Annotated in this window: 11 protein-coding genes and 1 tRNA gene; 5 read left to right on the top strand and 7 right to left on the bottom strand. The window is 67.9% G+C overall.

All coding sequences use genetic code 11. The features are described 5' to 3' along the window. Nucleotides 1-11 precede the first annotated feature (11 nt). Both ACK5M9_RS06885 and ACK5M9_RS06880 read left to right on the top strand, forming a co-directional pair. Nucleotides 12-971 (top strand): 4-(cytidine 5'-diphospho)-2-C-methyl-D-erythritol kinase, encoded by a 960-nt coding sequence (locus ACK5M9_RS06885; protein ID WP_416892480.1) that lies wholly within the window; start codon nt 12-14, stop codon nt 969-971. Between the two features lie 311 nt (nt 972-1,282). After that, nucleotides 1,283-2,917, top strand: coding sequence for a fatty acyl-AMP ligase (locus ACK5M9_RS06880; protein ID WP_416892430.1), 1,635 nt, complete (start codon nt 1,283-1,285; stop codon nt 2,915-2,917). Nucleotides 2,918-2,927: 10 nt separating this feature from the next. Here the strand turns inward: ACK5M9_RS06880 and pth are convergent, their stop codons facing one another. The 7 genes from pth to ACK5M9_RS06845 form a co-directional block, all read right to left on the bottom strand. Further along, entirely contained in the window at nt 2,928-3,503 is a 576-nt protein-coding gene (gene pth, locus ACK5M9_RS06875) for an aminoacyl-tRNA hydrolase (RefSeq protein WP_416892429.1), read from the bottom strand. Between the two features lie 12 nt (nt 3,504-3,515). Beyond that, nucleotides 3,516-4,184, bottom strand: a complete 669-nt coding sequence (locus tag ACK5M9_RS06870) for a 50S ribosomal protein L25/general stress protein Ctc (protein ID WP_416892428.1) — start codon at nt 4,182-4,184, stop codon at nt 3,516-3,518. A gap of 239 nt (nt 4,185-4,423) precedes the next feature. After that, entirely contained in the window at nt 4,424-5,086 is a 663-nt protein-coding gene (locus ACK5M9_RS06865) for an LpqN/LpqT family lipoprotein (protein WP_416892427.1), read from the bottom strand. Then, nucleotides 5,083-5,433: an arsenate reductase (glutaredoxin) gene (gene arsC, locus ACK5M9_RS06860; protein ID WP_416892426.1), complete on the bottom strand. Its 351-nt coding sequence runs from the start codon at nt 5,431-5,433 to the stop codon at nt 5,083-5,085. Before arsC ends, ACK5M9_RS06865 begins: the two co-directional genes overlap by 4 nt. Further along, nucleotides 5,434-6,414 (bottom strand): ribose-phosphate diphosphokinase, encoded by a 981-nt coding sequence (locus ACK5M9_RS06855; protein ID WP_416892425.1) that lies wholly within the window; start codon nt 6,412-6,414, stop codon nt 5,434-5,436. Nucleotides 6,415-6,490: 76 nt separating this feature from the next. Then, the gene (gene glmU, locus ACK5M9_RS06850) at nt 6,491-7,981 is read right to left on the bottom strand and encodes a bifunctional UDP-N-acetylglucosamine diphosphorylase/glucosamine-1-phosphate N-acetyltransferase GlmU (RefSeq protein ID WP_416892424.1); all 1,491 of its coding nucleotides are present in this window, start codon (nt 7,979-7,981) and stop codon (nt 6,491-6,493) included. A gap of 41 nt (nt 7,982-8,022) precedes the next feature. Beyond that, nucleotides 8,023-8,094 (bottom strand) — tRNA-Gln (locus tag ACK5M9_RS06845). Between the two features lie 157 nt (nt 8,095-8,251). On the opposite strand from ACK5M9_RS06845, the gene ACK5M9_RS06840 reads away from it, so the two are divergent. The 3 genes from ACK5M9_RS06840 (at nt 8,252) to ACK5M9_RS06830 (ending at nt 13,407) form a co-directional block, all read left to right on the top strand. After that, the gene (locus ACK5M9_RS06840) at nt 8,252-8,845 is read left to right on the top strand and encodes a TetR/AcrR family transcriptional regulator (RefSeq protein ID WP_416892479.1); all 594 of its coding nucleotides are present in this window, start codon (nt 8,252-8,254) and stop codon (nt 8,843-8,845) included. A 78-nt stretch (nt 8,846-8,923) separates the two neighbouring features. Beyond that, nucleotides 8,924-12,424 carry a transcription-repair coupling factor gene (gene mfd, locus ACK5M9_RS06835; RefSeq protein WP_416892423.1) on the top strand — a complete coding sequence of 1,167 codons (3,501 nt, stop codon included), beginning with the start codon at nt 8,924-8,926 and terminating at the stop codon, nt 12,422-12,424. After that, complete coding sequence (locus ACK5M9_RS06830) at nt 12,424-13,407, top strand: nucleoside triphosphate pyrophosphohydrolase (RefSeq protein ID WP_416892422.1); 984 nt, start codon at nt 12,424-12,426, stop codon at nt 13,405-13,407. Before mfd ends, ACK5M9_RS06830 begins: the two co-directional genes overlap by 1 nt. Nucleotides 13,408-13,531 lie beyond the last annotated feature (124 nt).

Raw genomic sequence — 13,531 nt, 5'->3', positions numbered from 1 at the left:
TGGCAGGGTGGCTGACGATGACTGACGGAAATGCAGCCGAGTTGTGGGTGCCTACCGGATCGGTCACCGTGCAGGTTCCCGGCAAGGTCAACCTGTACCTGGCCGTGGGTGACCCTCGCGCCGACGGCTACCACGAGCTGACGACCGTCTTTCAGGCGGTTTCGCTGTTCGACGAGGTGACGGTGCGCAATGCCGACGTGCTGTCACTTGAGCAGGTGGGGGAGGGCGCCGACACGGTGCCCACCGATGAACGCAACCTTGCCTGGCGGGCGGCCGAGCTGATGGCCGAGCATGTGGGCCGTGCACCGGATGTGGCTCTGCTGATCGACAAGTCGATTCCGGTGGCCGGGGGCATGGCCGGGGGCAGTGCGGATGCGGCGGCGGTGCTGGTGGCGATGGATTCGCTGTGGGAACTCAACCTCCCTCGTCGTGATCTGCGCGTGCTGGCCGCTCAGCTGGGCAGCGATGTTCCATTCGCACTGCACGGCGGCACCGCCCTGGGAACCGGTCGTGGTGAGGAGTTGGCCACGGTGCTTTCGCGCGACTCGTTTCACTGGGTGCTGGCATTCGCCGACGGTGGGCTGTCGACACCGGGGGTGTATGCCGAACTCGACCGGCTCCGCGACGTCGGTGAACCGCCCCGGCTGGACGAGCCTGGCCCGGTCCTGGCGGCACTGGCCGCCGGAGACCCGCATCGGCTGGCGCCGCTGCTCGGACACGAAATGCAGGCCGCAGCGGTCAGTCTGGACCCGAGGCTGCGACGGGCGCTGCGAGCCGGAGCGGAGGCCGGCGCCCTTGCCGGCATTGTCTCGGGCTCGGGTCCGACGTGTGCTTTCCTGTGCGATTCCGCGGAGGCAGCGGTCGACGTGGGCGCCCAGCTCTCCGGAGCCGGGGTGTGCCGCACCATCCGGGTGGCCGCCGGCCCCGTCCCGGGCGCCCGGGTGGTGCCGGGGCCGGCGAGTGACAGGTGACCGACGACCGGTGACCGGCGGGCGCACCTGTGATATCGGCCTCAAAATGCTGCATAGCTTGGCAGTTCCTTAAGGTTTGCTTAAGATAACGTGCGGTGACGAGGCCCGAGAAGCCGAACTGTCGTGCTGGAGGCGGGGACGTTCTCGCCAGGGCCCACAGGGTCGGCAGGGTCGGCAGGGTCGTGGTCTCATCGCCGAATCGAGACCTAAACGCTCCCTGGTTTCTACGTGTGTCTCCGCCGAAGTGAGATGTCGCGGGTGGAACATGAGTTCCGGACCTTGGGGCAGGCGGTGGAACCGAGGAGGTTTGCGTGAGCAGGTTTACCGACAAGATGTACCGAAATGCCCGCGCTGCCACGACGGGCATGGTCACCGGTGAACCCCACGAACCCGTCCGCCACACCTGGGGCGAGGTCCACGAGCGTGCGCGCCGCATCGCGGGCGGTCTCGCCGCCGCGGGTATCGGCCGCGGCGATGCGGTCGGAGTGCTCGCCGGCTACCCCGTCGAGATCGCCCCTACCGCGCAGGGCCTGTGGATGCGCGGTGCCAGCCTGACCATGCTGCACCAGCCCACCCCACGCACCGATCTGGCCGTGTGGGCCGAGGACACGATGACCGTCATCGGCATGATCGAGGCGAAAGCCGTCATCGTGTCGGAGCCGTTCACCGTTGCCGGCCCGGTGCTGGAGGAGAAGGGCATCAAGGTCCTCACGGCCGCCGACCTGCTCGCCTCCGACCCGGTCGACCCGATCGAGGTGGGCGAGGACGACCTGGCGTTGATGCAGCTCACATCCGGATCGACCGGGTCTCCGAAGGCGGTTCGGATCACCCATCGCAACATCTATTCCAACGCCGAGGCGATGTTCATCGGTGCCGAGTACGACGTCGACAAAGATGTGATGGTCAGCTGGCTGCCGTGTTTCCACGACATGGGGATGGTCGGATTCCTCACCATCCCGATGTTCTTCGGCGCCGAGCTGGTCAAGGTCACCCCGATGGACTTCCTGCGGGACACCCTGCTGTGGGCGAAGCTGATCGACAAGTACCGGGGCACCATGACCGCAGCCCCGAACTTCGCCTACGCGCTACTGGCCAAGCGGCTGCGCCGGCAGGCCAAGCCCGGGCAATTCGACCTGTCGACCTTGCGTTTCGCGCTTTCGGGCGCCGAACCGGTCGAACCCGCAGACGTCGAGGACCTGCTCGACGCGGGCAAGCCGTTCGGTCTGCGGCCGTCGGCGATCCTGCCCGCCTATGGGATGGCCGAGACCACGCTGGCGGTGTCGTTCTCCGAGTGCAATGCCGGCCTCGTGGTCGACGAGGTCGATGCGGACCTGCTGACCGCGCTGCGCAGGGCCGTTCCGGCGACCAAGGGCAACACCCGCAGACTTGCTACGTTGGGGCCGCTGCTGCAGGATCTCGAGGCGCGCATCATCGACGAGAACGGCGCCGTGATGCCCGCCCGCGGCGTCGGCGTCATCGAGTTGCGGGGCGAGTCGCTCACACCTGGCTACACCACCATGGGCGGATTCGTTCCGGCCCAGGATGACCATGGTTGGTACGACACCGGCGACCTCGGCTACCTGACCGAGAGCGGGCACGTGGTGGTGTGCGGCCGCGTCAAGGACGTCATCATCATGGCCGGCCGCAACATCTACCCGACCGACATCGAACGCGCGGCCGGTCGCGTCGACGGAGTACGGCCCGGTTGCGCGGTGGCGGTTCGCCTGGATGCCGGGCATTCGCGTGAGTCGTTCGCGGTCGCGGTCGAGTCGAACGGGTTCGAGGACACCGACGAGGTACGCCGCATCGAACACCAGGTGGCCCACGAGGTCGTCAAGGAAGTAGACGTGCGACCGCGCAACGTGGTCGTCTTGGGGCCGGGGACGATACCGAAGACACCGTCGGGCAAGCTGCGGCGGGCGAACTCGGTCACCCTGGTCAGCTGACCGCGCAGCGCTACCAGGCGTGCACCTGGTTCTGCGCGGGCTCCATTCCCAACTCGATCAGCAATTCGGTGGCGTCGGCGGCCTGCTCGCAGACGGTCGGGATCGCGGCCCGCTCCGGTGAGCTGAACCGTTCGAGGACGAACGCCGCCGGATCCTTCCGCCCGGGCGGCCGGCCGATGCCGATGCGTACCCGGGCAAAGTCCTTGGTGCCCAACGATGCCGCTACCGAACGCAGTCCGTTGTGGCCGCCTTCGCCACCGCCGAACTTGAGCCGGAGGCGACCGAACTCAAGGTCGAGATCGTCGTGGATGACAACGACGTCGGCCGGCGGTATCGAGTAGAACTTCGCCAGCGGCGCCACCTGGCGGCCCGACTCGTTCATGTAGCAGCGCGGTTTGGCCAGCACCACCGCGCGGCCCGCCAGCCGGCCGGTCACGGCTTCGGCACCGGATCGTTTGTGCGCGGTGAACCTGGCGCCCAGTCTGGCCGCCAGCAGGTCCGCGACGGCGAACCCGACGTTGTGCCGGGTGCGCGCGTATTTCTCGCCGGGGTTGCCCAGGCCGACCACCAAGAGGGCTTCGGCCATCGCGGGGGCCGCCTACTCGGCCTCGGCGGACTCGGCGTCGGATTCGCCGGCTTCCGCCTCGGCGTCGGAGCCGTCGCCTTCCGCTTCGGCGTCGGATTCGTCCGCTCCGCCCTCGTCGAGGTCCTCGGCGGTCGGAGCCGGCACCACGTTGACCACCAGCATGTCCGGGTCGGAGACCAGGTCTACGCCGGTCGGCAGGGTGATCTGGCCGGCGGTGATCTGGGTTCCGACTTCCGCGCCCTCGACCGACACCGTGAGGTTTTCCGGGATCGACAGGGCCTCGGCCTGGATCTCGATGCTGTTGGTGTCCTGGGTGACCAGGGTGTCGGGTCCGGCTTCGCCCTCGACGATGACGTTGACCTCGACGGTGACCTTCTCGCCGCGCCGCACGACCAGCAGGTCGGCGTGCTGGATGGTGCGCTTGATCGGGTGGATCTCCAGCGTCTTGGTCAGGGCCAGCTGTTCTTTGCCGGCGATGTCCAGGGTGAGCACCGCATTGGTGCCCGAGTGCCGCAACACGGCCGCGAAGTCGTGGGCGGGCAGCTCCAAATGCTGCGGATCGCTGCCGTGGCCGTACAGAACCGCGGGAATGTTGCCGTTGCGCCGCGCCCGGCGTGAGGCGCCCTTGCCGGTCTCGGTACGCACCGAGACGGTCAATTGATTGACTGCTGACTTGGACATCGTGTCGCTCCTGTACAGGTTCCGGGGTAGCTGTTCCGGGCACGGCAGGGATCGCGACTGAGTGTCGGTCTCCGTCGATAACGGTGTGGGCTGAGCCCGTGCACCCTCGCCGTGACGCTCGGCCAGGCTAGCGCAAAGGCGGGATGGGACGGAAATCGGCGGGTTTGCGCCGGTCGGCTTCTCGGGACGGATCCGGTGGCGTGGTTGGCGCAGGCTCGCGCGCCGGGGTTTGGCCCGGGCTACTTCCTGGCGACGGTGAATCCGCTGATGATCGCCTCGACGTCGTTGCTCTCGGCGACCGCCTGATCGGCCAGGCTGGTGATCATCAGCTCCACCAGGTACCGCTGGTTGGCCGGCGGCGCGGTCGCGGGTAGCACGACGCGTCGCCAGCTGTGCATCCGCGCGCCCTTGAGTTCGTAGGTGCCCTGGGTCATCGCCGAGGGGAAGCCCTGGTAATCCTCGGTGGACGCGTCGAGTTGGCGGAAGTCCGGCGGCAGATCGAAGTTGGCGTGCTTGACCGCTTCGGCAAGGTCGAAGTCTCCGTGCAGCTTGAAGACCACCAGCATGGCCGCCGGATAGTTGTCGCCCTTGGAGATCATCACCGCGTTCGGGGTGTCCTGCGGGTCGACGCGTGACTCCCAGCCCGCCGGGGTGGGTATCGACACCGTGAGGTCGGTCAGAGTGTCCGGGCGGACCACATCCCCGATAACGCCTTCGCCCTCCAGGTACTCCGATAGCGGGACACCGGATTGGGTGGGTACCGGTGTGCCGCCGGTGGTGGTATTCGTCGTCCAGAGCGACTGGTAGTCAGGCGTTTCGGGCCCGCCGCAGGCGATCGACGACCACCCGAGGCAGGTTGTGAGCACTGCCGCCGCGAATACCCGAACGACCCGCCCCGTCACAGAATCTCGCGGACGGTGTCGATCGGCCGGGCCAGTCGGGTGCCCTTCGGCGTGACGACGAATGGCCGCTCGATGAGGATCGGGTGCTCGGCCATGGCGTCGAGCAATTCATCGTCACCGGCGTCGGCCAGTCCGAGCTCGGCGTAGAGCGACTCGCGGGCGCGCACCGCCGCGCGCACCTCGATGCCCGCCGCGCGGATCATCGCCGCCAGCTCCTCGCGGGTGGGCGGGGTCTTGAGGTAGTGGACTACCTGGGGATCGAAACCGCTGTCCCGCAGCAGGTCCAACGTCTTGCGGGAGGTACTGCACTTGGGGTTGTGGTAGATGACGGCGCGGGCGGACTTCATCTACGCGTCTCCGTCGAACAGGCCGGTGACCGAGCCGTTCTCGAATACCGCCCGGATGGTGCTGGCCAGCAGCGGTGCGATGGACAGGACGGTGAGCTGGGGGAAACGCTTCTCTTCGCCGATCGGCAGTGTGTTGGTGACGATCACCTCGCGGGCGCCGCAGTCGGCCAGCCGCTGGGCTGCCGGATCGGACAGCACCCCGTGGGTGGCCGCAATGATCACGTCCTCGGCGCCGTCGTCGCGCAGCAGGCTGACGGCGCCGGCGATGGTTCCGCCGGTGTCGATCATGTCGTCGATCAACACGCAAGTGCGCCCGGCCACCTCACCGACCACCCGGTTCGACACCACCTGGTTGGGCACCCGCGGGTCGCGGGTCTTGTGGATGAATGCCAGCGGCACACCGCCCAGCGCGTCGGCCCACTTTTCGGCGACGCGCACCCGGCCGGAGTCCGGCGAGACCACGACGATATTGCCGTCGGCGTAGTTGTCGCGGATGTAGCCGGTCAGCAGGTTCTGTCCGCGCATGTGGTCGACGGGTCCGTCGAAGAAACCCTGGATCTGGTCGGTGTGCAGGTCGACGGTCACGATCCGGTCGGCGCCCGCGGTCTTGAGCAGGTCGGCCACCAGCCGCGCGGAAATGGGTTCGCGGCCACGGTGTTTCTTGTCCTGGCGCGCGTAGGGATAGAACGGCAGAACGGCGGTGATCCGCTTGGCGCTGCCCCGTTTGAGTGCGTCGATCATGATCAGCTGTTCCATCAGCCAGGTGTTGACCGGTGCCGGGTTGGACTGCAGGACGAAGGCGTCGCAACCGCGCACCGATTCGTGGAACCGCACGAAGATCTCGCCGTTGGCGAATTCGCGCGCCGTCTGTTCGGTGACGTGGACGTCGAGTTCCTTGGCCACCTGTTCGGCCAGCTCCGGGTGAGCCCGGCCGCTGAACACCATCAGATTCTTGCGATTATCTGTCCAGTCGTGGCTCACCGGGCTGCCCTCGCCGTTTCGGATCGAGATGGTTGAACGGAACGCCCCATGGTAGCCGGGCGGCCGACAGGCGACCTCACGGTGTCTGGCCGGCATCGCCGTCGCCGGCGGCCGGTCCGGCGGCCTCGGCGGCTTGGTCGGCGGCCTGCGCGGCGGCGGTGCCCGGCCTCATGCGCTGCACCCAGTTTTCGATGTTGCGCTGCGGGCCCGCCGAGACTGCCAGCGCTCCCGGCGGGACGTCCTCGCGCACTACCGTGCCGGCCCCGGTGTAGGCGCCGTCGCCGACGGTCACCGGTGCCACGAACATGGTGTCCGAACCGGTCCGGACATGCGATCCGACGGTGGTGCGATATTTCGCGGTGCCGTCGTAGTTGACGAATACGCTGGATGCGCCGATGTTGCTGTGGTCGCCGATATCGGCATCGCCGACGTAGGTCAGGTGCGGCACCTTGGTCCCGGTGCCGATTACCGAGTTCTTCGTTTCGACGAACGCACCCAGTTTTCCGTCGGCGCCCAGTACGGTTCCGGGGCGCAGATACGTGAACGGGCCGACGGTGGCTCCGTCACCGATGGTCGATGAGGTGCCGTGGGTGCGAACCACCGTGGCGCCGTCGCCGACGCCGACGTCGGTCAGCGTTGTGTCCGGTCCGATCGCGCAGCGGCCGCCGATCCGGGTGCCGCCGAGCAGCTGGGTGCCGGGGTGGATGACGGTGTCGCGGCCGATACTGACGTCGACGTCGATCCAGGTGGTGGCGGGATCGATCACGGTGACACCGGCGATCTGGTGGCCGGCGACAATCCGGCGGTTGAGTTCGGCGGCCAGCTCGGCCAGCTGGACGCGGTTGTTGACCCCCGCCACGGCGGCGCTGTCATGGATGTGGCGGGCGCTGACCTTGTGGCCGTCGCGGCGCAGGATCGCGACCACGTCGGTCAGGTAGAGCTCCTGTTGGGCGTTGTCGGAGCTCAACTGGCTCAGGGCCCGGCGCAGCGCGGTGATGTCGAACGCGTAGACGCCGGCATTGACCTCACGGATATCGCGCTGCGATGGTGTGGCGTCGGCCTGCTCGACGATTGCCGTCACTTCGTCGTCCTGGGTGCGCAGGATGCGGCCGTAGCCGGTCGGGTCGTCCAGCGTCGTGGTGAGCACGGTGACCGCCGGCTTGCCGTTGGGATGGCCGGTGCGGTGGGCGGCGATCAGATCGGCCAGCGTGTCGGCGTCCAGCAATGGGGTGTCACCCGCGGTGACCACGACGGTGCCGGCGTATCCGGCGGGAAGTGCGGACAGGCCGCACACCACGGCGTGTCCGGTCCCCAGCGGCTTTTCCTGCAGGGCGATGTCGATGGTGCAGCCCAGGCCGACCGCCAGGTCACCGACCAGCTGCGAGATGCGCCGGTGATCGCCGCCCAGCACCACGACCAGGTGCCGAGGAGCGAGCGCGGCCATGGTGTGCAGGGAGTGCGACAGCATGCTGCGGCCCCCGATGCGGTGGAGCACCTTGGGGATGTCCGAACGCATCCGGGTACCCGAACCGGCTGCCAGAACGAGGATCGCGGTGTCACCCGTCATCGGCTCTTCCTCCTGCCGCGTTGTGAAGGCAAAGCGGTGGGCTCCGTCGCCAGGACTCGAACCTGAACTATCTGAACCAAAATCAGAGGTGCTGCCGATTACACCACGACGGACAGCGCGGACCGCTCCTGAGATCCTAGTCGGAGCCGCGCCAGTGTAACCCCAATGCGATGCGGCCCGGGTTTTTTCGCAGCCCGGCTACGCTCGCGGTGCCGATACGCTGACGGTGTGGTTGACATGGACCGGGACGGGCGGACTCAGCGCGCCCGGATGACCGGCAGCGAGCGTCGCCGTCAACTGATCGGCGTCGCCCGGTCGTTGTTCGCCGAACGCGGCTACGAAGGAACGTCGATAGAAGAGATCGCCCAGCGCGCCAACGTGTCCAAGCCGGTCGTCTACGAGCATTTCGGCGGCAAGGAGGGCTTGTATGCCGTGGTGGTCGACCGTGAGATGTCGGCGCTGCTCGACGGCATCACCTCGTCGCTGACCGACAACAGGTCCCGGGTACGTGTCGAACGGGTTGCGCTGGCACTGCTCACCTACGTCGAGGAACGCACCGACGGCTTCCGGATCCTGATCCGCGACTCGCCTGCTTCGATCAGCTCGGGAACCTATTCCAGCCTGCTCAACGACGCGGTGAGCCAGGTCAGTTCGATTCTCGCCGGGGACTTCGCCCGACGCGGTCTGGACCCGGATCTGGCGCCGCTGTATGCCCAGGCGCTGGTGGGTTCGGTGTCCATGACCGCGCAGTGGTGGCTGGACACCCGCGAACCCCGCAAAGAAGTGGTCGCCGCGCATCTGGTCAACATGATGTGGAACGGCCTGACTCATTTGGAAGCCGATCCGCAGTTGCAGGACGAATAGCTCCCGCACGGCCCCGGCAGACATCCGGGGTCGGGCGCAGTCCCGAGGTCTCCGAACCGTCTTTAGAATGAGCGCACCATGACCGACCCGGGGACCGTGTGCGCTGCCCCGCCGCTCGCCGGGCTCGCCGAACTGGCGCTGACCGCACCGACGTTCCAGCAGCTTGTCGAGCTTGCGTCGGATCGGCCCGACGAGTTGCGGCTCACCGGTCCGGCCAGTGCGCGGGTGTTCGTGGCCGCTGCGCTGGTTATGCGCGGGCCGCTGCTGGTGGTTACCGCCACCGGTCGCGAGACCGAAGATCTGACCGCGGAGTTGCGCGGGGTGCTCGGCGCCGCGGTCACTGCCTTCCCGTCGTGGGAGACACTGCCGCATGAGCGGCTCTCGCCGGGGGTCGACACCGTCGGCACCCGGATGATGGTGCTGCGCCGGCTGGCCCACCCCGACGATTCCCGGCTCGGCCCGCCGCTGCGGGTGGTGGTCACGGCGGTGCGCTCGCTGCTGCAGCCGATGACGCCCGGGCTGGGGCTGCGCGAACCGTTGACGCTGACCGTCGGCGGCGAGATCTCGTTCGAGGAGGTGGCCACCCGGCTCGTCGAGCTGGCCTACAGCCGGGTGGACATGGTCGCTCGCCGCGGTGAGTTCGCCGTGCGCGGCGGGATCCTGGATGTTTTCGCCCCGACCGCCGAGCACCCGGTGCGCGTCGAGTTCTGGGGTGACGAGATCTCCGAGATGCGCATGTTCTCGGTAGCCGACCAGCGCTCGATCCCGGAGATCGAAGTCGACACGCTGGTTGCGGTCGCCTGCCGGGAGCTGCTGCCCACCGGGGGGGAGGACGGTGGGCTGCTCACCGACCAATTGCCCGACGGGACGCCGGTGCTGGTGTGCGATCCGGAAAAGGTGCGCACCCGGGCCGCGGACCTGATCCGGACCGGTCGGGAGTTCCTGGAGGCGTCGTGGTCGGTGGCGGCGCAGGGCGCCGACGCCCCTGTCGACGTGGAGCGGGCCGGCGGATCCGGATTCGCCGAGTTGGACGAGGTGCGGGCCGCTGCCACCGGCGCGGGCCATCCGTGGTGGACGTTGGGCCAACTGCCCGACGAGTCGGCGATCGACCTGGACATCCGGCCGGTGCCCGCGGTGTGGGGGCAGCGGGGCCAGCAGGGGAGTCAGCGGGACGTCGACGCCATTTTCGCGATGCTGCGGGCGCAGGTGGCCACCGGCGGGTACGCCGCCATGGTGGCCCCCGGGAGCGGCACCGCCCACCGCATGGTGGAGCGCCTGGCCGACGCCGATGTTCCGGCGGCCGTCCTGGATCCCGGTGGTCAACCCAAAGCCGGGCTCGTCGGGGTGCTCCAGGGGACGCTGCGCCAGGGCGTCGTCGTCGCGGGCGCGAATCTGGTCGTCGTAACCGAAACCGACCTCACCGGCAGCCGGATCTCCGCCGTCGAGGGCAAGCGGCTGGCGGCCAAACGACGAAACACCGTCGACCCGCTGGCGCTGACGGCCGGCGACCTGGTGGTGCACGATCAGCATGGCATCGGCCGGTTCGTGGAGATGGTGGAACGTACCGTCGGCGGCGCCCGTCGCGAATACCTGGTGCTGGAATACGCGTCCGCCAAACGCGGCGGTGGTTCGGACAAGCTGTACGTTCCGATGGATTCGCTGGATCTGCTGTCCCGGTATGTCGGCGGCCAGGCTCCGGCGCTGAGCCGCCTCGGCGGCAGCGACTGGGCCAACACCAAGACCAAGGCCCGCCGTGCGGTGCGCGAGATTGCCGGCGAACTCGTCTCGCTGTACGCCAAACGCCAGGCCAGCCCCGGGCACGCGTTCGCCCCGGACACCCCGTGGCAGGCCGAGATGGAGGACGCGTTCGGCTTCACCGAGACCGTCGACCAGCTCACCGCGATCACCGAGGTCAAGGCCGATATGGAGAAGCCGGTCCCGATGGACCGGGTGATCTGCGGCGATGTCGGCTACGGCAAGACCGAGATCGCCGTGCGGGCCGCCTTCAAGGCGGTGCAGGACGGCAAGCAGGTTGCCGTGCTGGTGCCCACCACGCTGCTGGCCGACCAGCACCTGCAGACCTTCACCGACCGGATGGCCGAGTTCCCGGTGACCGTCAAGGGTCTGTCCCGATTCACCGACCCCGTAGAGTCCCGGGCGGTGACCGAGGGTATGGCCGACGGATCGGTCGACGTGGTGATCGGCACGCATCGGCTACTGCAGACCGGAGTGCGCTGGAAGGACCTCGGACTGGTGGTCGTCGACGAGGAGCAGCGGTTCGGCGTCGAGCACAAGGAACACATCAAGTCGCTGCGCACCCACGTCGACGTGCTGACCATGAGTGCGACGCCGATTCCGCGGACCCTGGAGATGAGCCTGGCCGGGATCCGCGAGATGTCGACGATCCTGACCCCGCCCGAAGAGCGCTACCCCGTGCTGACCTATGTCGGTCCGCATGACGACAAGCAGATTGCCGCAGCGCTGCGCCGCGAGTTGATGCGCGACGGGCAGGCGTTCTACGTGCACAACCGGGTCTCCTCCATCGACTCGGCCGCCGGGCGGGTGCGGGATCTGGTGCCCGAAGCGAGGGTGGTGGTGGCCCACGGGCAGATGCCCGAGGAAATGCTGGAAACCACCGTGCAGGGTTTCTGGAACCGTGAGTTCGACATCCTGGTGTGCACCACGATCGTGGAGACCGGACTGGACATCTCCAACGCCAACACGCTGATCGTCGAGCGCGCGGACACCTTCGGGATGTCCCAGCTGCACCAGCTGCGCGGCCGGGTCGGCCGCAGCCGGGAACGCGGCTACGCCTACTTCCTGTATCCGCCGGATACGCCGCTGACCGAGACCGCCCACGCCAGGTTGGCTACGATCGCGCAGAACAACGAGTTGGGGGCGGGGATGGCGGTGGCACTGAAGGATCTGGAGATCCGCGGGGCCGGCAATGTACTGGGCGCCGAACAGTCCGGCCACGTCGCCGGGGTGGGGTTCGACCTGTACGTGCGATTGGTGGGGGAGGCGGTGGAGGCATACCGGGCCGCCTCCGACGGCAAGGAGATCACCACCGCCTCCGAACCCAAGGACGTGCGCATCGACCTGCCCGTCGATGCCCACCTGCCGACCGACTACATCGCCGGCGACCGGCTGCGGCTGGAGGGCTACCGCCGGTTGGCCTCGGCCCAGGACGGCGCCGGCATCGACGCGGTCGTCGAGGAGCTGATCGATCGTTACGGGCCGCTGCCCGAACCGGCGCTTCGGCTGGTGGCCGTGGCCCGGCTGCGTCTGCTGTGCCGCGCCGCCGGTATCACCGAGGTCGGTGTCTCGTCGGCGGCAACGGTGCGGCTATCGCCGCTGGTGCTGCCCGATTCTGCTCAGGTCCGGTTGGCGCGGATGTATCCGGGCGGCCGCTACCGCCCTACCGTCGGCGCCGTGCAGGTTCCCAGTCCCCGAGCGGGCGGTGTCGGCGCCGGCCATCTCCGAGATGTCGAATTGGTGCAGATGGTGGCCGACTTGGTGACGGCGTTGGCGGGGAAACCGCAGCGGGACATCGGGGCCGGTAAGGAGTCGTCGGCCTAATGATCGTCGTTCTGGTCGACCCGCGACAACCGGCGATGATCCCGGTGGAGGCCGTCGAATTGCTTTGCGGCCGAGTGCAATACACCGAGGAAATACCGATCGCGGTACCCTGGTCGCTGCCGGATGCCCATCCGGTGCATACCGGGGACCAGGCGCCGGTTCTGCTGTCCTCGGACCCCGAGCATCCGGCCGTCACGGCGCGCCTGGCCGCGGGGGCCAAGCTGATTTCGGCACCCGGCCGCCGGCTCGGCGAACGGCTCATCGACGCCGTCGCCATGATGGACCGGCTGCGCGTGGCCGGACCGTGGGAAAGTGAGCAGACGCACGACTCGCTGCGCAGGTACCTGTTGGAGGAGACCTACGAGCTACTGGACGCGGTGAACAGCGGGGATGTCGACCAAGTTCGCGAAGAACTGGGCGATCTGCTGTTGCAGGTGCTGTTCCACGCCCGCATCGCCGAGGATGCCGTCCTACTGCCGTTCACCATCGATGACGTCGCAGACACCCTGATGCGCAAACTCGGCAAGCGTGTCCCGGAAGTGCTTGCCGGTGAACCGATCTCGCTGGAGCAACAACTGGCCCAGTGGGAAGCGGCCAAGACCCTGGAAAGGTCGCGGAAGTCGCGCAACTCGGCTGTCGACGACCTCCACACCGGCCAACCGGCACTGGCGTTGGCCCAGAAGGTCATTCAACGCGTGACGCAGGCCGGGCTGCCGGCCGATCTCATCCCCGCGGAACTCACGACGATCACGCTGTCGGCCGGTGTCGACGCGGAGAACACGCTTAGGGCCGCGGTGCTGGACTTCCTCGAGACGGTGCGCAGGGTTGAGGTGGCGATCAGGGTCTCCCGTCGCGGTGACGGCGTTGCCGAGGAGCTCGAGGGGGCATCGATCGGCGCGGTGGCCGCCGGCCAGTGGCGAGGCCACTGGCCGACTGCGGGCGAGGGTGATGTTTGCGACAATTCAGGGGAATTCCACATTTAGCAATGTAAATATACTTTGCTATAAATCGCGAACCAAATGATTATCCGTCGGTATCAAGTTGCGCCAAATATTGTAGCTAACTCATCGAAGGTAACGATTCGTTGAATTTCTGTGACCTGATGTG

This window comes from Mycobacterium sp. (genome assembly GCF_047975165.1).
Classification (GTDB): Bacteria; Actinomycetota; Actinomycetes; order Mycobacteriales; family Mycobacteriaceae; genus Mycobacterium.
This window is presented reverse-complemented; position numbering and strand designations above follow the sequence as displayed.